The organism is Massiliimalia timonensis (assembly GCF_900186585.1).
GTDB classification, from domain to species: domain Bacteria; phylum Bacillota; class Clostridia; order Oscillospirales; family Ruminococcaceae; genus Massiliimalia; species Massiliimalia timonensis.
This window is the reverse complement of record NZ_FYDD01000002.1, coordinates 37,353-58,651: the sequence shown is the minus strand read 5'-3', so window position 1 is coordinate 58,651 and position 21,299 is coordinate 37,353. Positions and strand designations below refer to the sequence as shown.

Genomic DNA, 21,299 nt, shown 5'->3' with positions numbered 1-21,299 from the left:
TCTCATAAAATCCATGCGAAACATGCGAAAGATTTTCAACATATTTCTTGAAACTTTTGTAATTTTGCAAAAAAATAATTGGTTTTTTCTGTTATTTCGCCTATTGACCTAGAGTACGCTTTAAATAGTATAATACTAAAGATATAATAGGAAAGGAACGTAAATTTATGAAATACAGAACTTATCAAAACAGTGACCTGTCCATTTCCCTGCTGGGACTTGGTTGTATGCGGCTGCCTAAAATCGACCCGAACAAACCCGATATTGACGAGGCAGCAGCTCAGGAAATGGTGGATTATGCCTATGAACACGGTATCAACTACTTTGATACCGCCCATATGTATCATGATGGGGCATCAGAGGAATTTATGGGACGCGCCTTGAAAAAATTTGACCGGAAAAGCTATTTTCTGGCCACCAAAATGCCCGTCTGGATGGCAGAGTCCAAAGAGGATATTGCAAAGATCTTCGACCTGCAGCTAAAACGCCTGCAAACTGATTACTTTGACTTTTATCTGGTGCACAGCCTAAATGTTGGACATTACCAGCAGATGAAAGAATTCGGCGTTTATGAATTTCTCAAGCAGAAAAAAGAGGAAGGCGTGATCCGGCATCTTGGATTCTCTTTCCACGATAAATCGGAGCTTCTGGAACAGATCTGCGAAGAATATGAATGGGATTTCGCACAGATCCAGTTAAACTATCTGGACTGGGAAATGCAGAACGCAAAACGCCAGTACGAAATTTTACAGGCGCATCACCTTCCCTGCATTGTCATGGAACCGGTGCGCGGCGGCACCTTGGCAAACCCCTGTGAAAAATCCAATCAGATCTTCAAGGCCGCAAACCCAGAGCGTTCTGTCGCTTCCTGGGCGCTGCGCTACGCCGCAACTCTTCCGAACGTGATGACGGTACTCAGCGGTATGTCCAATATGGAACAGCTTCAGGATAATTTATCTACGATGGATCCTTTTGTCCCATTGGAACAAAAGGATTATGAAGTGATCGAGCAGGCTGTCGCCGCATACAAGGACTTTTACACGATCCCCTGCACGGGCTGCCGGTACTGCATGGAATGTCCTGCCGGGGTAGAGATACCAAAAATGTTTGCGCTTTACAACCAGTACGCCCCGCAGCACGACACCGACGGGTACAAAAAAGCGTACTTACAGACCCCAGAAAGTGAACGCGTAAACCATTGTGTAGCCTGCGGAAAATGCGCCAAGCACTGTCCGCAGTTGATCGACATTCCGGAACGGATGAAATATCTGGCGAATTACATCAAAGAACATTTTTAATATCGTCAGCGGCAGGAGACAGCTTCTGCCGCTGTTCTCATATTTCAAAAAAACAGCAAAACCGGTGTGAGGTTTTTGCTGTTCCTTTCGTGTAAAAGTTAGAATGGGATTTGACAGCGACTTTATAAAGGGGTGAGCCAATGGACAACGGGACAGCCAGCTACCGCCGGTTTCGCAGTGAAGGGGATGAAAACGGATTGGTGGAGATCATCAGGGATTACAAGGATGGCTTGATCCTTTACCTGAACAGCTTTGTGGGAAACCTCCATACCGCAGAACGGCTTGCAGAGGACACTTTTGTGCTGTTGGGGACTAAAAAGCCAAAGGACAAAGGGAAAGCCTCCTTTAAAACCTGGCTTTACACCATTGGCCGAAATATCGCGATCGACTACCTAAGGCGCTGTTCCAAGCACAGAGAGGTCTCCCTTGATGACCGGCCGGAATTAGCCGGTGAGATGGAAAGCCTAGAGGCCTCTTATCTGCGGGGAGAGCAAAAAATCATGCTCCACCGCGCCCTGCGTAAACTCAAGCCTGAATACCGGCAAATATTGTGGCTGATTTATTTCGAAGGCTTCAACAGCAGGGAAGCCGCCGCTGTGATGAAAAAAAGTGTCCACAATACAGAAATGCTTGTATCCCGGGCGCGCAGATCTTTAAAAGCACAGCTTGAAACGGAGGGTTTTGTTTATGAAGAGTTATGAAGAAATGGCAGATCATGTTTTCCGCCGCATCAACGAGTATGAAGCCGCCCGCAAACGAAGACAAGTCCGGCTGATCCGGGTTTCCGCCTCACTGTGCTGTGTTTGCCTCGCCGCCTTGGCCGGGTTCCAGATCTGGAGCAGAAACGGCAGCGGCTATTCGGCGGATCCAGAATCTTTTCATGATATGCCCTCCTATTCCGCTGTTTCCAGCTGGGAAGACAAAGGACAGCGGGAAAACACTGTTATCATCAACCAAATTGACGGGATCTCCGCCGACAAGATCAATGTCGACCTTTCTGAGGAGGATTTTGTCCAACTGGATCAAGATCAGCTGCTGGAATATTACGGGATCGACATCTTCCCCACTGTTCCCGCCGACCTTGGCCGTGAATGGTCGGAACAGGAGCAGGTCCCCTATGGCATTTACAAGCGGGACGGCGGAACCGGCGAAGCATACTGGGATGTTCAGATCCTGAACTATTCCAACGAGGATTATACCCGCACTGTCAACATCGAATTAAAAAAGGGAGGCATGCCGTTCTCAGATTACGGCACGCTGCCCGATGACTGCGCCAAGTCCCTTATCAACAACATTGCCGTTGGGATCGGGCAAACAGAAGGCGGGATCTATCTGATCGAATTTTTATACCGCAGTGTCGGTTTCCGGCTCGTGGTCGAGGGACTGACGCAGGAAGAGCTGGTTTCAGTCGTCAGCTCGCTGACGGAATAGATTTTAATCCAACAGCGTTTTAAACAGCCTGTCGGTCAGTCGAAATATGTTGATCGTTGATCAATGATACAAAAACACGCTTTCCAATATGGAAAGCGTGTTTTTGTCATGGCAGAGTGTTTCCTGCCGCAAGATAGATCTGGTACCATTCTTCCCGGGTAAGCCGCAGGTCGGAAGCCTCGCAGATCGAAAGAAGTCTGGTAAGATCCATCGTCCCGGTCACGATCTGAATATTTGCCGGATGGCGCATAATCCATGCCGCAGCAATCGCAGTACTGGTGGTTTGATATTTTTGCGCCAGCTCCTCAAGCTTTCGGTTCAGTTCCGGGAATTTCTCATTTCCTAAGAAAACCCCTTCAAAAAAGCCGTATTGAAACGGCGACCAAGCCTGAATGGTGATCTCGTGCAGTCGGCAGAAATCCAGCACACTGCCCGTCCGGCTAATCCCTCCGTCATCAAGCATGTTCACATGGATCCCCTCTGTAACAAGCCCCGCGTGGGCAATCCCAAACTGAAGCTGGTTTGCCACCAGCGGCTGGTTTAGATATTTCTCCAACAACTGGATCTGCATGGGATTTTGGTTAGATACCCCAAAATATCGTACTTTTCCAGAAGCCTCCAGCCTATCAAATGCTTCAGCGACCTCTTCTGGCTCCATCAGCATATCCGGCCGATGCAGCAGCAGTACATCCAAGTACTCGGTATTCAGCCGCTTTAAGATCCCATCCACCGAGGATAGTATGTGTTCTTTAGAAAAATCATACATCACCCCAGGGCATATTCCGCACTTGGATTGCAAAACCATCTTCTCCCGCAGGGCAGGAGTCAGTCCCAGTCCCTTTGAAAACAAGCTTTCGCAGGCCCCTCCCCCATAAATATCCGCATGGTCAAAGTAATTGGCTCCGTGCTCCATCGCTGTGCGCACCAGCTTTTCGATCTGTGCGGTTGTGCGGTCTGCCATCCGCATACAGCCAACCACGACCTGCGGCACCATTAGCGGGCTGGTTCCCAATTGGATCTGTTTCATCCTTGGCTCTCCCTTCCATCCTTTATTTCGTTTATTATAGCATTTTTTCTTTCTCTATGCTATAATAAACAGCATAAAACATGAAAAGGAGAAATAAAAATGGCAATTGGTATTATTTGTGCCATGGAGGAAGAGATTGCGCTGTTAGAACAGGATATTCAATCTGCTGACAGTACCATAATTGCAGGAAGAACTTTTATTCAGGGAACCCTGTACGGGCAGGAGGCTGTCCTTGTCATGTCCCGGATTGGGAAAGTTGCGGTAGCCGTTACAACCACCTTACTGATCGAACGGTTTCATGTAAGTCAAATTGTGTTTGCCGGCACCGCTGGTGCAGTAGCTCCTGAATTAAAGGTAGGAGACGTCGTAGTTGCAAATCAAAGCGTCCAACACGATATGCGGCCAGATGAAGAACTGACATTCCGTGTTCCTTTAATCGAAGTAGGGTATTTCCAGTCAGATCCAGAACTGACCCAGAAAGCGTTTGGAGCCGTAGAAGAATATATCAATAATTCTCTCCACAATGATATTCCTCAACAGCACCTTCAACAGTTTGGCATCCGTCAGCCTAAAGTAGTTGTTGGTACCATTGCCTCGGGTGATGAATTTGTCTGCGACCCTGCCAAAAACACATGGCTGTACGAGCATATCGACAATCTGAAATGTGTAGAAATGGAAGGGGCCGCTATGGCTCAGGTCTGCTATGAATATGGCATCCCCTTTACGATCCTTCGCGTGATATCTGACTGTGCAGATAACGATACCCCATTTACTTTCGATTCCTTTATTGAAGGCGCCGCAAAATATTTTACCCGTGGCAGCATCCGGGCTTTGCTGCAAGCATAAGAAAAGCAGGAAGGATTATTCCTTCCTGCTTTTTATTTTTATGGCAAATAATTGATCGGGTTCCGGCGCTGGCCGTTTACACGCACCTCAAAGTGAACGTGAGGCCCTGTAACACGTCCTGTCGCCCCAGCTTTCGCAATAACTTCTCCCTGTGCGACATGGTCACCGGCGGAAACCAAGAGCTGGCTGTTGTGTGCATAATAGGTCTGCAAGCCATTTCCATGGTCGATCCGGACCAGCTTCCCAAAACTACCATTGGTCCCGGAGAACACAACAGTACCAGAAGCAGAGGCCCTAACAGAAGCGCCATAGGTCCCGCCACGCAGGCAAATATCGATTCCACCATGGTTCCCCAGACTTCTGCTTCCATAATAGGAAGAAACATAACGGTTGGAACCGCTTAATGGCCAAATAAATCCGGACGCAATTTTCCCATCCCCTGTAGATCCAGACAAGGAGACCGGGCTTGCTGTTCCCTGAATCACCTCACGGGTGACCGGCTCTGACAAAACTTTTGTGCTGAGAACCTCTCTGGACACCTCAGACCCATCAACATAGGAGATCTTTGCTGTGACCTGATTCTTCCCGTTTTCCCCAGCCTTTACCGTCTTAGTAGTGCCTTTCATATAGTCAGCGGACTTTGTGGTCTTTGTACTGTAAGGCACTTCTTCAGTATAGGTTTCCGTCCGGGTCACTTGTACCGGAAGGAACGATCCGCCTTCTGCCACAGTCAGCATCTGTCCCTCTGAAAAGGTCGTAGATTTGGAATCGATTTCTATATCCGGATTCAGCTTTTTCAATTCACTAACGGAAATACGATTGGCATCTGCTACCTCTTCCGCGGTTTCATTTAAAGAAGCGGTATAATAACGAACTGTAGAATCAGTGCTGAGGACCTGCGCCACCAAATCATCGGTAGAAACAATATTTTCGGTGATATAAAGTCCCGGCACCACCTTGACATCGTTGACAAAAGAAACTGTTTCATCCTCGCTGTCAGTACGATATTGATCCAGAACCTTTTGTAAGGTCGCTTCCAGTTCTGTCCCGTCGCCTTCGGCAGCGCCGTAAAAAACATTGTCAACATACAATCCCTTTGCGGTAACGATCTCGTCACTGGACAGCTGAATCAATTCATCAGCCAACTGATACTCATTCAGCATTTCCGTGTTTTCTACAATCTCTAAAGAATAGCTTGGTGTAATCGTAATGCGTTCACTGTCATCCAAATAAACCAAACGGCCTGTTAAAATCTGTTTTGCCTGCTCTGCCACAGCTTCGGAACTGACATATCCGATCTGCTCTCCGTTATAGGAAACGGCGACGGCGAAGGACAAAGACCCTGTAAAATTCACAACACAGGCAAACAAGACGACTCCCATAACCGGAAGAATATAGTTTACCATGGTCTTAAACATATTGATATTGTTGCGGCAGCCATAATAAAAAACATCTGCAGCAGCCATCACTTTATCGCCAAAAGGCCTACCCTTTTGGCGGGCAACAGCCTGTCCCATCAGGTAAAAGCCCCGCACCGTTTTTACAAAAGGCAACGTTATAGCCAAACCAAGCCTGCCCATCAAATAGGAAAAACGGATCCCTAGTTTTTTCATTCTCCAATAAAGCCGGCGTTCCTGACGAACGAAGATCTCTTTTCTTAAATACCCTAAAATTACGCCGGCAATATAAAAGCTATCGGCGATCCCGCCCCCGACCACACTGAAAAAATACAGCAGCGGATTCTCTGTAGTCTGTATAAAAGCCTTTTTCCGAACAGCCGAACGGGATTCAGCCGCAGAATGGATAGAGTGGCGCAATGTGTTTTTAGAATAAGGAGAGCGAGTTCTGCTTTTGGGATAATAAGCTAAATCAGAACGATTTGCACTTTTGCTTACTGCCAATCTAAAACCTCCTGTTCTTAACCTTACTACGATAGAAACCGTCTGTATCTCCGCCAATCAGCAAACACACAGACGTCTAATATTCTTTTATTGAATTATTACAAATCAGTAACAACCATCTACCATTATACTTATATTTTTAATTTTTGCAACCGTTTTGTAACTAATTTAAAATTTTTTTAGAAATTATTCATAATATTATTTGTATATATTTGTCAAAAACACCAAATCAATCCTGATATTGCAGATTTTCGACAGAATAATCCCGTATCCTGTTTAAAAAAGGAAGGATATCTTTCTTTGCCAAAAACAGGTCGTGATCCTGATAGTTTCCACACTCCTCTTTGCGGCTTCCAGGGATTTCTCCCTCAAACGATTCAATAAATTCAAAAGATCTTTTTACCAAATCAATTACTTGTTCATGGGTCATAGTATCCCTAGTAAGCAGATAGCAGCCTGTGCGGCAACCCATTGGCCCGACATAAATGATTTGTTCTCCAAAGCTGCTGTTTCTGGCATAAGTCGCAAATAAATGCTCGATCGTATGCAGAGAGGCAGTGGAAAGGTAATATCCTTGGTTCGGTCTCACCAGCCGAATATCATAAGTGTTGATGTCCCCATCTACGCGCGAAAGGTACATCCCTACCTGTAATGTATCATGGTTGATAGTAAAGCTTTTTATTTTTTCCATATCTTCATGGCCCTTTTCTAAAAAATCCAAATAAGTATAATTATTATAGCACAAAACCGATGACTTGTAAAATAATAAATCTTCGTTTCAGAAAAGGCTTGACTTTTTTTCGGGGATATGCTATTATATTTAAGCATTCAGAAAATAGAGCGTATGCGCCAGTAGCTCAGTTGGATAGAGTGTTTGGCTACGAACCAAAAGGTCGGGGGTTCGAATCCCTTCTGGCGTACCATAACAGCGGGCTTTGTAAGAAGCCCGCTGTTATTTTTAGGCATAGATTCAACGAAATGTCAACATAAAATCGTGTTTGGCTATCAGTTATTTTCAGATTTACAACGATTTTGGAAAACATTGAATTTGTTGTTTTTTGTTTTTGTTGGAAGCTGAACCTTGATGAAATATTCAACGATATTCAACATGTTCGAGATGTTACCTTATCGTGCGTTCAGTGCATTTAAGATCCTTTGCTTCAGCAAGGGATCTTTTTTTATGCTCTCCAACAGATCGTCAATTTGATTTTCCTTTATTGCTTGTTCGGAATCCATATACAGGCTGTTCTGTTCCCTAAAAGTTCCCTGTAAATCCATCTGCGTACACCCTGTTTCTTTCTGTTCTTTTCCGCCTTTCTTTTATTTTTTTATTTCCTAACAACTTTCGGCTTTTTAGGCATAAAAAAGAGGGAATGGGTGTACCCTCCTAAACCATACCGCTGTTCCTGCGGAGTTTTCTCCGCAATATATTAAAAAAATCCGATAAGGATCTTCACAGATAAACCTTACCGGACGCGTACCATATGCTACTACATCTAGCACAATATATGGTAGTTATCAAGTGAACATCAGAAATATTTCAGTCCCCTGTCACAAAAAAGGGCGTGAGATTGTATATATATTAGAATGCATGGAAAGTCTTGCGAACCACTGCCCGTTTTGCTATGATAGAAGTATCATAATGGGAAAAGGACATGATCGTATGTTAGCTTTCTATTTAAGCCTAATCGACTCCCCAGAAGCAAGAACAAAATTTGAGAACATCTATTACTCATACCGCAGTGTAATGTTCCACTCGGCTAATCAAGTCCTGCACAACGCCCATGACGCGGAGGATATTGTTGCAGATTCCTTTCTGGCAGTCATCAATATATTGGATGCGATTGACAGTACAGATGAAGACAAAGCACGGAATCTGATGATCACTATTTCTAAAAACAGGGCATTGAATTTTTTAAAGAAGAAAAAACGGGCCGTGCTGATAGAGGAGGAAATAGAGATGCCCCAAGAATGTGATCACCCATCTCCTGCCATCGACAATTTGGAGCTGGCTGATGCACTGTCAAAACTAATCAGGCAACTGCCTTCAGAACAACAGGATGTCCTGCGGCTACAGTATTATTATGACTATTCCTATCAACAGATCTCACAGCTGATTGGTAAGAGGGAAGCCACGATCCGCCAGATGTCATTACGTGCAAAAAAGAAACTGCGTCAAATGTTAGAGGAAAGAGAGATACAGCATGGATAAATATATTTCAGAGCGTCTAATGAAAGCGGCCTGCATATCTGCTTTCCGTACAGAAGATCTTTCAATAGGGCTTCCGGCAGAGAAACATACTTTTTCCAAGAAATTTCAAAGAAAGATGAAACGGGTGATCCGGAAGGCCGACCAAACCGCGGCCAGTTATATACCTATGGTTCGTTGGAAGGCAGTGCTGATTATGGTATTAGCCGTACTGCTCTCTATTTCTATCACGGTAATGGCGGTAGAGCCGCTTCGGGAAGGCTTCTTCCGAATGATCCGCAGTGTATTTTCCGACCATACAGAGCTTTCTTTCGAAGCGGAAAGTAGTATATCAAATACCAAAGAGGGATTTCAAATATTTCAATTTGGATATATCCCAAAAGAATTTCATGTTGTCGATGAACAAAATCTTTCAGAGGTTGATTTCTATTCTATTAGTTATAGTGATGACAGCGAACATTCTTTTGAAATAATCCAGTTATTGCCTCAAGATGCCAACCTTAACATTGGATCCAAAGATAATAAATATGAGGAATTTGTTATCAATGATATGAATGCTTATTATAATGAGGATCAAGTGAACAATAATCTTGTTTTGTATAACGATGAATATGTCATAACGATCTCCGGCAATATCCCTAAAGAAGAGCTTATCAATATAGCGAAATCTGCCAAACTTTAGAATGTTTCCCAATATTATGTCACAATATCCCCTTTCTGATTGTATATCAAGTAGAAAACAATCAGAAAGGGGATATTTTTATGTCCAGAATGTCCAGAAAAGTTAGTTCAATTTTGTTGGCAGCGGTTATGACCGCCAGTATGTTTACCATTGGAACCGGGGTGGCTGCACAGGATATACCCTTAGACACACTAATGCCTATCTCTACGGAATCGTCTGGTATATCTGAAACACCTCCAGAGATCGTACCCTTCTATGTAAATATACGCACTCCAATCAGCGTACTAAATGTTAACGGTACAACCGGCACCGCATTGGCGCGGATCGGATCAGCCAAAGCAACTACGATCCATACGACTATGCGTTTACAGGTTTATTCCAATAGCAAATGGAGTACAGTCAAGACTTGGAAAAAAACTATTCAAAATGCTACAACCAGTACCTTATCCCAAAAATACACTTTGAAAAAAGGCAGCAAGTACAGGGTCTACAGTACTTTTACAGTCGGTTCAGAATCAGCTACTGCCTACAGTAAAACTGTAACAGTATCATAAATCACATTTCATGATCGATAATCTTATTTTCAAAGAAGGAGGGACAGAAATGTTTAAAAAGATCGTATCTGCATTCTTAGCATTGACATTCGTCACTACGCTCATGCCGGCAGGACTTCAGGCAATCGTTTTAGCCCAAAACGCCAGTTCTCAAGTTCAGGAAGAAGCAGTTCGGGAAGAGCTTTCAGATTACCTGCTGAAAATCGTTGACACCGAAGGTGTGACAGAAATTGTAACGCCTGATCCAGAACCTCCCCGAAAAAAGGCTCGTTCCTCTTCGCTTTCTTCCGAAGAGGAAGTCGACCCAAATCAGGAACTGATCCTGGAAAAGAAAGACGGTTCCCGTGTGGCATATATCTTTTCCGAGGATATCCAATACATTGATGAAAACGGTGCTGTCCATTACAAAGAAATCTCTGTTGAAAAACAGACTGATGATAAATTAAAAAAAGAGGGTTACGACTATTCTAATGGAACTAACGACTATCGGATCAACTTTTCTTCTGATATTTCCAAAGGGATCTTCGTTGATAATGAACAAGTGAAATTCTCCTTGATACCACAAAACACGAAGAATGTCAGCGGTACTCCTGAAACTATCAAAACGCTTGATGGGGATGTAGAGGCTTTTGTATATAACGGTATCTATGGCGAAGGGACAGCCTTACGATATTTCCCACAGCTAAACGGGCTGTCTGAAGCGATCGTACTAGATAAATATTCAGGACAGCATACTTTTACCTTTTCCCTCAATACCTATGACCTTGAAGCAGTATTGACAGAAGACAATGCTGTTGCTTTTCTGGCTCCGGATACAAAGGAGGAAGTCTATCGGCTAAATCCTGCCTACGCCTATGATAACTTTGGCGGAGAATATTCCGATGATGAACACTATACCGAAGACTGTACCTATACTCTGGAAAAAGTTGCTGATGGGAAATATATTCTCACCTTAGATGTATCAGAGGAGTGGCTCACAAATGACAACACACTCTATCCTGTTACCATTGACCCAACAACCAGCAATTTGTCATCTACAAAAGACGCGGCGATCTATTCTTTAAAAGCTTCTACCAGCTTTTATAAGGCAACAACAAATTGCTTTGGGCGGACACAAAGCACATATGGAAAAGGGCGTGCTTTTATCAGGGTTCCGTTACCAAGTGAAATCAAATCGGGCGCTTCTATCAGCCACGCCTATTTATGGCTGAGAGAAACAACAGGAAGAACTGCCTCTACCTATGTCAGACCATATATGTTAACAGAAGGTTTTTATGATACCACAAATTGGAATAATCAGCCAAGCAAATCTTCTACTTCCTCTATGACTCGTAAAAATATCAACTCTAATTCTACCGATGGCGGACCAAGTAAGATGTGGTATCGGTTTGATATTGCGGAAGCCGCAAACAAATGGACGCGTGGAACAACAAATTACGGGGTCGTTTTTGTTAGTGAAGAAGAGAGTAAAACAACATATAACTGGAGAGCCTTTGCCTCAAGAGAACATGCCACCTCTTCTTATCATCCTTACATGGTGGTAAGCTATACTAACGATACCAAGGCTCCTACCATTACCAGTGTCAGCGGAAACCTGACTGCTTGGACAAAAGGAGATGTCACATTAAAGATCAACGGCGCCAGCGACAACAACGGGAGCGGACTGCATGCCACCCCATACAGCTTCTCTACAACAAAAGGAAAGTACTCTTGGCAAGCAGGAAATACCAAGAAATTCACTGCAAACCAGACGGTATACATCTATACCCGGGACAAGCTGGGGAATATTGGTCTGGTAAATACCACTACTATCAATAAGATCGACAAGGCTGCCCCGACAATAACAGACGCCAAGGCTACGGCTACCTCCAACGGAAAAGCAAAAATTACTGTTACCGGTGCAAAGGATACCGGTTCCGGTTTGCACGCCACACCATACAGTTTCTCAAAAACGAAGGATAAATATTCTTGGCAGGCATCTGCAACTTCGCCGGAATTCAATTACTCTGACACCGTATATGTTGCAGTTCAGGATAAAGTCGGAAATATTGCAGTCCGTAAAACAATCGATTTAACTGACCTGACTCCCCCCACTATTTCCAATGTCTCAATTGACCAGTCTGCGATGAAAATTACAGTTACTGCCTCTGATAAAGAAACTGGGATCGACAGCTATAGCTTCGATAACGGGAAGACCTGGCAGACAGGAACTTTTAAAACATATTCTGTGCCGACCTTTGGGATACAAATCAAGGTTAAGGACAAGGCCGGGAACATTACTTCTGCTTCCCAAACGTACAATGTCGGAGAAACCCGTGATGATGCAAATCCATTCATCTATGAGGAAAACGGAATTTATAAAATTTATCATGTAAATGGTAGTACAGCCTTGGAATACAAGATCGGTGAATCCGGGACCTGGACGTCATACAAAACAGAGATCCCGGTATCCCCACAGGCAGACACTGTCATTTATGCCAGAGTCAAAGGAACCCAACTGATCACTGAGTATCCAGTCAAGGCACAGGTTGGTATTTACTCAGAAGAAATCACTGACTTTTCTTTTGATAGCAAAGGAACCGAGATCGAATTTACCCGTTACTATGATTCCAAGATCAATCAATGGGCCTTTTCCTTTGAGCCAAGGCTTCAAAAAATAACCAGAAAATCAGGTGCTAAAGAAGTATCGGTAGATTCTGCTCTTGAATTATATTACCCCGATGGGAGCAAAGAAACTTATCTTTGCGGTAAGGACGGAACATATATTTCCGCCGTATCCAATTCTGTAATCACAGCAACAGAAACCGGGTATCAGCTAACCAATGAAGAGCAAATCATTGTATTCGATGAACATGGACGTCTTCTTTCTGTCAAAGACCTAAATGGAAATACGATCCAATATCAATGGAAACTGGAACAGGAACTTGTGTCAAAACTAACTGTCACAGACAGCACCGGACGGGTTTATATCGTTTCCTATGCTGCCGGAAAGCCCATATCTATTACTGTTCCGGGGAACAAGACGGTTCAGTACAGCTGGGCTGATGGCAACCTGACAAAAGTGGTCAATTCCGCCGGACAAGAAACAGTTTACCAGTACACTGATGGTAAACTGACCGATAATGGCGAGCAGACTATTTCCTACACGGGCAATGGGCGTGTTCAAAAAATCACCCAGCGCAATAACAGTGCTGTCACCTATTCCTATGATGATGCGACCAACAAAGTCACTGCCACTGACACCTCAGATTTTACCACTTCGTTTACCTATGACAACCACCTGTGGACGATGAGTGAAACCGATGAGAACGGCGAAACAACAGAATACACCTATTCCAACCTCACCGGACTTTTGGCGTCTGAAAAGGATAAGGATGGAGAAACCAGTTATTCCTATAAGGATCTTAAACTGGTTTTAAAAACCAATCCCGACGAAACGACCGAGCAGTATAAGTACAACGAAAAGGGCTGGTTGGCAGCTCAAAAGGATGTCGATGATAAATGGACTACCTATACCTATGATGAAAAGGGAAATATTCTTCAAGAAAAGAATTGGGAGTCTGGTGCGATCCATAACGAAGATGCAAATGAGCTGGCAGCCGCCTCTATTTTAGAAAACATCAAAAGTATAGCAGAAGATCCTTCTGTTTCAGAAGAAGATTTGCTTGACATCACCGAATACACCTATTACACTGATGGTAAGGTCCATACTTCCGTGTATTATGAGAAGAAAGAGACTGAAACAGAACAGGGACGTTCCGCTTCTCTGCCCAAAATTCGCAAAGATACCTATACTTATGATCAGTATGGATACCCAACTGCTGTTGAAACCATTGACTATACAGGTGAAACAGAAAAAACCACAAAGGTTTCTTCTGTATATGATGTTGCGGGACAGCTTCTTTCCGAAACCTCTGCGGAAGGCAAACAAAACAGCTATGTTTACAATAAGCTGGGACAAAAGATCTCCGAAACATTAGACGGAAAAACCAACACCTATACTTATGATAATAAGGGGCGGCTCCTTGAAACAAAAGAGGCTGATGCGCCAAATCCCCACCGGTATGTCTATGCTGGTAATGGTAACCTGGAAAAAGAGATCGACAAAAACAATCAGGAAACCAACTATACCTATGACTCCGTCGGGAACATGACTTCTCAGGCGTTCTATGGCTATACGTTTGGCTACAATAAATCCGGCTCCGTGACTAATGTTAAGGTCGGTACGCAGGAACTGGCGAACTATTCCTATGATGCCCAAAAACATGTAACCGCCACTAACTTTGCAAACGGCCAATCAGTCCGATATGTGTATGACGGAGATAACGTGACCTCTGTTTCTTTTGATGATGAGGAATTTGAACGTTATACATGCACCTATACTGAAGACGGGAAGCTCTCTACTGTTTCTGACTCAGACAGCGACCGCACTCTTGTTATTACCGAGAACAAAGTAGAAATTCAGGATCCGGACGGAAAGGTGCTCTTCAGCACCGAGGTCAAGAACGAAAATCCAGATGTCCCCGACAGTTTTAACGGTGCAGAAACTATTTTCGGGAAAAGGATATGCAAGATGATTCATGGCGATGGGGTCGACCGATTTTTACTCACGGGCGGCAGTTCCTTTGAGAGAACCTATGAAAAGAATGCGGATAACCTAGTAACCCATGAAACAGTCAAGCTGTCTGATGAGGATTTCCAGGCGCTGGATACTTCCTATACTTATAATGATGACGGCCAGCTGACCGGGCTTACCACGGCGGTAAATACCGATTTGTACGGCAATCAGTTTTCTTATGGTTATACCTATACCTATGACGCCAATGGAAATATCCTGACCGCTTCTAAAAACGACAAGACAATCTCCTACATCTACGACAGCAATCAACAGCTTGTCCGAGTCAACGATGAGGATAACGGCATCACATCTGTTTATGAGTATGACAGCCGCGGAAATATCCTGTCCTCTAAAGAATATGCATATACGACAGGCGAACTGGGAGAAGCAGTCAAAACAGATACCTATACCTACGCAGACAGCAACTGGAAAGATAAGCTGACAGCATTTAATGGGAAAGAAATTTCCTACGATGCGGTGGGAAATCCAACTTCTTATGATGGGTGGACATATGAATGGCAGGCAGGACGCCGGCTGAAACGGATGAACAAAGGCGACTCCATTATTAATTACAAGTATGACATGGACGGAATTCGAACGGAAAAAATTGTTGATGGAGTTACTACCCACTACTATACTCGTAGCGGTCTTATTATTGCACAAGACAATGATACTGACAAGTTATTTTTCCAATACGATTCTGGTGGAAAACTTTTTGGTATAAATGTTAATGATTCAGAATATCTCTATGTGCGGAATATACAGGGGGATGTGATTGCAATCACCGATCTGTTTGGAACGGTACAAGTCGAATACACCTATGATTCTTGGGGGAAAATCGAGTCAGTTACAGGTCCGATGGCAGAGACGTTAGGACGACTTAACCCTATGCGTTACCGCGGGTATTATTACGACGAGGAGACTGGGTACTATTACCTACAATCCCGTTATTATGATCCGGAGTGGGGACGCTTTATCAATGCGGATACCATTGAAGTTCTGTCAAAAGAAAATTCTGCCATTGAATCGAATATATTTGCTTATTGTAATAATATACCTATTACCGGTATAGATCATTCTGGTTGTGCATCTTACTTCTTATCTCCCAAAAAGCCTGTACCCTCTGGTGTAATAAGTTCAGTAAAGGCAAGTAAACTGAACAAAAAGAAAAATGCTTCGGTCAATTCATTATCTTATGAAAAAAAATCAGGAAGTTATACTATTTATTACAGTACAGGAAAAGTTAAGAACTCTTGGCTACATGGGAAACATCTTTATCAGTCCAGATATTATGTTAAGTACATTACGGTAAAAGAAGTAAAAAAAATCATTGACAAAAAATATAATACTTGGTTTAAGACAGTTGCTCTACCTTTTATATCCTCTTTAAATGATGTAATATCTGTAACTGGTCCTCTATCTGCAAGTATTTATTTGATCTCCCAAATAGCAACAATATATTCTGTTAAAGTGCCTCAAGGTTACACGTACTTAACCAGCTTGATAAAGCATAAATCAAATACGACCAAAGTATATGTAACAGAAAAGTTAAATGTTAAACGGTATTTAATTCGCAAAAAGAAAACATTCGCTGAGCAACATAGTTCCAGTGCAGATGAATGGTATTATTCATATTAAAGGAGTGCATATGAAAATTAAATCTTGTAAACAAATTGCCAGAAAAAAGCTGATTCAGAATCCTTATTTATTCCTCATAGCTTTCATCTATATCGTAATAGAAACATTTGCACAATACAATAAATGGAATAGTCCTATTGTTTGGGCCGGTTGGCCCGATTTGTTTGTGCTATTAAGTTGGTCTGTTTTCTGGGGAATGATCACATTTCCGCTATTTCTTGGATTTCTTCGAATTCTCTATCTTCCTCATGGGAAACTCAAAGAATTATTTCTACCATATAAAAATCCAAAAGATTGTTTATCCAAATACATAAAAATAAAGTTGCCTGCTGATTGCCTCTATTCAGCTATTTTAAGCATAAAGCTTTTTTCTATGATCTATACGGAATATATTTTTACTTGGAGTCTGTTGTCAATTCTAATTACAGTTGGTGCTCTTCTCAGTAATATGTGGCTTATTATTATTTCCTGTTATTCTATTTCATCGGAACTTAAGCCAAATAACAATCATACACTTTTTCATACCTATTGGACATATTTAGGTAAAACTTTATTAATTGGACTGACTTTCTGGCCTTGGATAATTTTTGCTACTGTCATTATTGCTGCTTATTTTCTTCTCACTCAATCATATAGTATAGGATCCTTTTGGTTCATAAATCCTCCATTTATATGTGGTATGGGGCTTTGGGTTATCCCTTGTTTCTACTTATCTTGTTTAAAAATGATTAATGGAAAAGAGATCTAATTTAAAATCACAGAATGCGCAGAGTTAGACTGCGCATTCTGTGACTGAAAGAATATTACGGAGTATAAAATTCATATGGTCGACCGTTTAAGAAATAGTGTACTACGGAGATTATGGTCATACTTATCATAAATATAAGAACCCATAGCTGACAAGTCCCTTTTTTTACGGGATAAACCAGCGAAAGAGCGATTCCTAAATTTGTAAATGATGGCATTAGACCAAGTGCAACCGATACAAAACCTTTTAGATTTTCCCATATATCAAATGTTTCAATCATTGCTCCTAAGAAAGCAAGCGTTGTAATTAACAAGATATAAGGGATAAAAAATTTAATATCTGATAGAACAATACTAGGAGCCCCTATTACAACATATATCCATAAAGAACTAAGATAGAGAATTTTCATATCTATCACCTATTCCATGTTAATTTAGGCCGGCTGCTAATATAGAAATAAGCAATTTTAATTTTCTTCAGGGTATTCATAGCTTTCGTAAATTTTGCCATGTATTTTTATCTGAATATCATTAATTGATACTGTTTCTTCATCTACCCAGTAGACATCTGATTCTTCCAAATGATATTGTTTATAAATTATTTTTCCTTTAGAGCCTTCATTCCGAATAATTCCGTAAGTCGTATAATCGACAGTAGCATTACCAGGTTCAAAGTATATGTCTAAAATATATTCCCCGGTAGGAGATGGATAAGAGTGTATATATTTTGCTGTCTTGGGCAATGAATTACAACTTGTTAATAGGGCAATCATTATGATATTAACCGCTAACACTAGGGACTTAATGTGTTTCATAAAGACGTGTACCCCTTTCTATATCCAGCGAAGCCTTATTTTATTGAAAAAATTTTTAATAGTTCGTTTTGCTGCAACGCCAATTATACTTGATTGTCCAAAAATTTTTGCACCAAGCGCAATCATTGAACTATCACGTGGATCATCAAAAAATGTAAACCAATATTTAAATTTTGACGTACCAGACTTGATTTGATATATCCCCGCTCCAGCACGAAGAACGCTAGATGGGAAAAATACAGCACCTACATATCCAAAATGAATGTTTCCTGGATCATCACTACGTAAATAATATGTTTTAGAACCATATTTATAGATATAATCATATTTTTTATTAAATTTCCAACTATTCTGTCTTTTAAGATCCCAAGCACCATATGATTTAGCTTGACGATAAAAATACTGTATAATATTTTTAAGCGCAGTTTTTGCCGGTTTTGTTTTAATTTGTTGTAAAATATAGCTAAGAAATTTGTTTGCGTTTATTCTCATCGTGCGATTTAACTTACTCGTCCAATTTATTACCGGTTTTCTTTTATAACCCGTATGATCATCAAAATTCACTGGATCATTATTACAATACGCAAAAATATTGGACTCAATCGCAGAATTTTCTTTTGCCAGAACTTCAGTAGTATCCGCATTGATAAATCGTCCTCATTCCGGATCATAATAACGGGATTGCAGGTAATAATACCCGGTTTGACGTGTAGTTTATCACAGAATGCGCAGAGTTAGACTGCGCATTCTGTGACTGAAAGAATATTACGGAGTATAAAATTCATATGGCCGACCGTTTAAGAAATAGTGTACTACGGAGATTATGGTCATACATATCACAAATATAAGAACCCATGGCTGACAAGTCCCTTTTTTTACGGGATAAATTAAGTTAAGTGTCATACCCAGCATAAACAGTGGATAAGATAATCCGAGCATAATTGAAAGAAAAGTCTTCAGTTCTTCCCAAATCATAAAGGACTCGACCATGGCAGCCAGGAAAAAGATAATCGTAAGAAATAAAATATACAGCGTAAGAAATTTAATATCTGGACGCTCTTTTCGATGAGTAATACTTAAAATAATCATTCCGATGGTTCCAAGTATTCCCATTAATACAATGATCCATAATGAGCTGAAATAATGCATTTTCATTTTTTTCACCTATTCCATGTTATTTTTGGCCAACCGCTAATATAGAAATAAGCAATTTTGACTTTTTTATAACTCACCAGTTTTCGGCGTCGATAATAGGTTCGTTTGATTGTATACCATCTATATACCGGTTTTTTAATTGTTTTATATCCTCGGCTAATATAATAAGTGATTTTTGCTCCTTTCCCATGATTACGAGTATCTATGTAATCGTGAATTTGAGTAGTAGCACTATCTGCAATATATGAGGCTATTGTAAATATCGAAGAAAGTTGCCCCAAGCCAAATATCGTAACAACGACACTTCCAGCTATCTGTGCTCCCTGATATACTATATTATGCATTTTCATTCTAGGCTTTTTTGTTGTTTTTTCAATGATATTAGGTTGAATTTGAGTCAGTTTCGTGCAGAATAAAAATGCATCGTTTTCCGTTTACCTGCACCATTCTGGCACCTCCTATTTTGTTTCATTCTATTATGTATCATAAAAAATAGAAATCTGCCACATATTTTTTCTGGCGCGCATTGCACTCTCTTGTTTTTCTTTCTGTTTTCCCCTATAATAGAACGCAGAAAGAGGGGAATCCTATGCCGTTTGATTATAAAAAAGAGTACCGGGAATTTTATCTTCCCAAAAACCGGCCGGAATTAGTTTGTGTGCCTGCTATGAATTTTTTAGCCATAAGGGGCAGCGGTGATCCCAATCAGGAGGACGGCGCCTACAAGCAGGCGATCGGTAAGCTTTACGGAGTAGCTTTCACCCTGAAAATGAGCCGGAAAGCAGGGCATGACATCGAAGGCTTTTTTGAATATGTCGTCCCTCCGCTGGAAGGATTTTGGTGGATGGAGGATGGAAAACCCGGGATCGACTACAGCAAAAAAGAAAACTTTCAATGGATCTCTTTGATCCGCCTGCCCGATTTTGTCACGCGGGACGACTTTATCTGGGCTGTAGAGGAAGCGGCCCATAAAAAACAGGATGATTTCTCTGATGTGGAATTTTTCAGTTATACCGAGGGCGAATGTGTGCAGTGCATGCATCTGGGGCCATATGACGGCGAACCGGAAACCATTCGGCGCATGGAAGTGTTTGCAGAACAGAACGGCCGCCAGCTCGACATCTCCAAGGGGCGTTTCCACCACGAGATCTATCTTAGCGACGCGCGGCGCTGTGACCCGAAAAATCTAAAGACAGTGATCCGGCTTCCGGTAAAAGCAGCTTCTTCCCGCGAAGAGGAGCTTGTGTAAAATCCCAAGCGCATTCTTCAAAGGACAGGAGAGCTGACAAATGGATCTCAATGACATCGCGGCCAATACCAATACAATGAAAGGCCTCAATGTGATCCGGCTGGGATTTTCTCTCAATAAAAGCCCCATAAAACTGCCGGAGAGACGTTGGCCGCCCAAGCCTTTTTAAAAATGTTTCGGTGGCTGCTTGGCCTTATCCTGCTATTTTGTATCCTCCTTTTTATTTTGATCGGATACACGATATCCTCCGCGCCGAAAGGCTATCAGGGCGAGTACGAGGAGTCCCGCACCGGACGGATAGAAGCGGGGCAAGTGCGTTATGTAAAAAACACTCTGCACTATATCCCAGTAGAAGCTTTGGGGCAGCCCCAAAGCTTGTCTGACGGTACCCATATCAACCTGTATTTTGATAAAAACGGAAAAGTGGTAGCTTCGGAAAACGCGGATGAGCTAAACCGGCTGACCCAATTTGGGGTGATTTTGGCTGTAGCCGCCATGGGTGGTATGGCTTTGGCACTAATGGTCTTTGCTGTAGCAGCCAGAAAAACCTTTGGCAAGCCGTGGTTTATTTGGCTTGAGTCAATAAAATCCGGATAACTGCAGGTTTACGGTGAAAGCGTAAAAAACCTTTTGCCGCTTACCAACATTCATGAAATAAGGAGAAACAAATTTGACAAAGATACTTTTCATCTGCCACGGCAACATCTGCCGTTCGCCGATGGCGGAGTTTGTGATGAAAGAACTGGTGCGAAAGCAAGGGATGGCGGACCAATTTGTGATCGCCTCTGCCGCTACCAGCCGGGAGGAGATCGGCAATGACATCCATTATGGTACCAGAAAAAAATTAACCGAAAAAAAGATCCCGTTTTCTTCCAGACGAGCCGTACAGCTGACAAAACAGGATTATCAGACCTATGATCATCTGATCGCCATGGATCGCTACAATCTGTCAAATATCCGTCGTATCATTGGAAACGACCATCAGCATAAGGTAGCCTCTTTGCTGGAATTCGCCGGACTTAACAGAGATATTGCCGACCCATGGTATACCGGAGATTTTGAACAAACCTACCAAGATGTCCTGTTGGGCTGCCAAGCCCTGCTGCGGGAGGTCACACAAAAAAATTAA

Annotated in this window: 20 protein-coding genes and 1 tRNA gene; 14 read left to right on the top strand and 7 right to left on the bottom strand. The window is 42.3% G+C overall.

What is annotated here, in order from left to right:
* Nucleotides 1–167 precede the first annotated feature (167 nt).
* The 3 genes from CIB36_RS00300 (at nucleotide 168) to CIB36_RS00290 (ending at nucleotide 2,729) form a co-directional block, all read left to right on the top strand.
* Nucleotides 168–1,298, top strand: coding sequence for an aldo/keto reductase (locus tag CIB36_RS00300; protein WP_093987648.1), 1,131 nt, complete (start codon nucleotides 168–170; stop codon nucleotides 1,296–1,298).
* A 140-nt stretch (nucleotides 1,299–1,438) separates the two neighbouring features.
* On the top strand, nucleotides 1,439–1,999 hold the full coding sequence (locus tag CIB36_RS00295) for an RNA polymerase sigma factor (protein ID WP_093987647.1): 561 nt from the start codon (nucleotides 1,439–1,441) through the stop codon (nucleotides 1,997–1,999).
* The gene (locus tag CIB36_RS00290) at nucleotides 1,986–2,729 is read left to right on the top strand and encodes a hypothetical protein (RefSeq protein WP_093987646.1); all 744 of its coding nucleotides are present in this window, start codon (nucleotides 1,986–1,988) and stop codon (nucleotides 2,727–2,729) included. Before CIB36_RS00295 ends, CIB36_RS00290 begins: the two co-directional genes overlap by 14 nt.
* A 106-nt stretch (nucleotides 2,730–2,835) precedes the next feature.
* Here CIB36_RS00290 and CIB36_RS00285 read toward each other — a convergent pair whose 3' ends face one another.
* Nucleotides 2,836–3,756, bottom strand: a complete 921-nt coding sequence (locus CIB36_RS00285) for an aldo/keto reductase (RefSeq protein ID WP_093987645.1) — start codon at nucleotides 3,754–3,756, stop codon at nucleotides 2,836–2,838.
* A 99-nt stretch (nucleotides 3,757–3,855) separates the two neighbouring features.
* Here CIB36_RS00285 and CIB36_RS00280 point away from each other — a divergent pair, with 99 nt between their 5' ends.
* Nucleotides 3,856–4,602: a 5'-methylthioadenosine/adenosylhomocysteine nucleosidase gene (locus CIB36_RS00280; protein ID WP_093987644.1), complete on the top strand. Its 747-nt coding sequence runs from the start codon at nucleotides 3,856–3,858 to the stop codon at nucleotides 4,600–4,602.
* A gap of 38 nt (nucleotides 4,603–4,640) precedes the next feature.
* On the opposite strand, the gene CIB36_RS00275 is transcribed toward CIB36_RS00280, so the two are convergent.
* Together CIB36_RS00275 and CIB36_RS00270 are read right to left on the bottom strand one after the other, a co-directional pair.
* Complete coding sequence (locus CIB36_RS00275; protein WP_093987643.1) at nucleotides 4,641–6,503, bottom strand: M23 family metallopeptidase; 1,863 nt, start codon at nucleotides 6,501–6,503, stop codon at nucleotides 4,641–4,643.
* Nucleotides 6,504–6,732: 229 nt separating this feature from the next.
* The gene (locus CIB36_RS00270) at nucleotides 6,733–7,194 is read right to left on the bottom strand and encodes an S-ribosylhomocysteine lyase (RefSeq protein ID WP_093987642.1); all 462 of its coding nucleotides are present in this window, start codon (nucleotides 7,192–7,194) and stop codon (nucleotides 6,733–6,735) included.
* 155 nt (nucleotides 7,195–7,349) lie between these two features.
* Here CIB36_RS00270 and CIB36_RS00265 point away from each other — a divergent pair.
* The 6 genes from CIB36_RS00265 (at nucleotide 7,350) to CIB36_RS00240 (ending at nucleotide 16,952) form a co-directional block, all read left to right on the top strand.
* Nucleotides 7,350–7,426, top strand: a tRNA-Arg gene (locus CIB36_RS00265).
* A 740-nt stretch (nucleotides 7,427–8,166) separates the two neighbouring features.
* Entirely contained in the window at nucleotides 8,167–8,715 is a 549-nt protein-coding gene (locus tag CIB36_RS00260; RefSeq protein ID WP_158662521.1) for an RNA polymerase sigma factor, read from the top strand.
* The gene (locus tag CIB36_RS00255) at nucleotides 8,708–9,394 is read left to right on the top strand and encodes a DUF4367 domain-containing protein (protein WP_093987640.1); all 687 of its coding nucleotides are present in this window, start codon (nucleotides 8,708–8,710) and stop codon (nucleotides 9,392–9,394) included. Before CIB36_RS00260 ends, CIB36_RS00255 begins: the two co-directional genes overlap by 8 nt.
* Before the next feature lie 80 nt (nucleotides 9,395–9,474).
* A complete protein-coding gene (locus tag CIB36_RS00250; protein ID WP_093987639.1) occupies nucleotides 9,475–9,948 on the top strand; it encodes a hypothetical protein in 474 nt (157 codons plus the stop codon).
* A 49-nt stretch (nucleotides 9,949–9,997) separates the two neighbouring features.
* On the top strand, nucleotides 9,998–16,204 hold the full coding sequence (locus tag CIB36_RS00245) for an RHS repeat-associated core domain-containing protein (RefSeq protein ID WP_158662520.1): 6,207 nt from the start codon (nucleotides 9,998–10,000) through the stop codon (nucleotides 16,202–16,204).
* Between the two features lie 10 nt (nucleotides 16,205–16,214).
* Nucleotides 16,215–16,952, top strand: coding sequence for a hypothetical protein (locus CIB36_RS00240; protein ID WP_093987637.1), 738 nt, complete (start codon nucleotides 16,215–16,217; stop codon nucleotides 16,950–16,952).
* 55 nt (nucleotides 16,953–17,007) lie between these two features.
* Here CIB36_RS00240 and CIB36_RS00235 read toward each other — a convergent pair whose 3' ends face one another.
* The 4 genes from CIB36_RS00235 to CIB36_RS00215 all read right to left on the bottom strand — a co-directional run bounded on the left by CIB36_RS00235 (nucleotide 17,008) and on the right by CIB36_RS00215 (nucleotide 19,271).
* On the bottom strand, nucleotides 17,008–17,361 hold the full coding sequence (locus CIB36_RS00235) for a hypothetical protein (protein ID WP_093987636.1): 354 nt from the start codon (nucleotides 17,359–17,361) through the stop codon (nucleotides 17,008–17,010).
* 57 nt (nucleotides 17,362–17,418) lie between these two features.
* Nucleotides 17,419–17,766: a DUF5412 family protein gene (locus CIB36_RS00230; RefSeq protein WP_093987635.1), complete on the bottom strand. Its 348-nt coding sequence runs from the start codon at nucleotides 17,764–17,766 to the stop codon at nucleotides 17,419–17,421.
* 18 nt (nucleotides 17,767–17,784) lie between these two features.
* Nucleotides 17,785–18,330, bottom strand: a complete 546-nt coding sequence (locus CIB36_RS00225) for a polymorphic toxin type 44 domain-containing protein (protein WP_158662519.1) — start codon at nucleotides 18,328–18,330, stop codon at nucleotides 17,785–17,787.
* Between the two features lie 596 nt (nucleotides 18,331–18,926).
* Complete coding sequence (locus CIB36_RS00215; RefSeq protein ID WP_093987632.1) at nucleotides 18,927–19,271, bottom strand: hypothetical protein; 345 nt, start codon at nucleotides 19,269–19,271, stop codon at nucleotides 18,927–18,929.
* A 239-nt stretch (nucleotides 19,272–19,510) separates the two neighbouring features.
* Here CIB36_RS00215 and CIB36_RS00210 point away from each other — a divergent pair, with 239 nt between their 5' ends.
* The 4 genes from CIB36_RS00210 to CIB36_RS00200 all read left to right on the top strand — a co-directional run bounded on the left by CIB36_RS00210 (nucleotide 19,511) and on the right by CIB36_RS00200 (nucleotide 21,299).
* Nucleotides 19,511–20,170: a GyrI-like domain-containing protein gene (locus CIB36_RS00210; RefSeq protein ID WP_093987631.1), complete on the top strand. Its 660-nt coding sequence runs from the start codon at nucleotides 19,511–19,513 to the stop codon at nucleotides 20,168–20,170.
* Between the two features lie 40 nt (nucleotides 20,171–20,210).
* Nucleotides 20,211–20,339 carry a hypothetical protein gene (locus CIB36_RS13585; protein WP_267872640.1) on the top strand — a complete coding sequence of 43 codons (129 nt, stop codon included), beginning with the start codon at nucleotides 20,211–20,213 and terminating at the stop codon, nucleotides 20,337–20,339.
* A 2-nt stretch (nucleotides 20,340–20,341) separates the two neighbouring features.
* Nucleotides 20,342–20,767 (top strand): hypothetical protein, encoded by a 426-nt coding sequence (locus tag CIB36_RS00205; RefSeq protein ID WP_093987630.1) that lies wholly within the window; start codon nucleotides 20,342–20,344, stop codon nucleotides 20,765–20,767.
* A 73-nt stretch (nucleotides 20,768–20,840) separates the two neighbouring features.
* Nucleotides 20,841–21,299, top strand: coding sequence for a low molecular weight protein-tyrosine-phosphatase (locus CIB36_RS00200; RefSeq protein ID WP_093987629.1), 459 nt, complete (start codon nucleotides 20,841–20,843; stop codon nucleotides 21,297–21,299).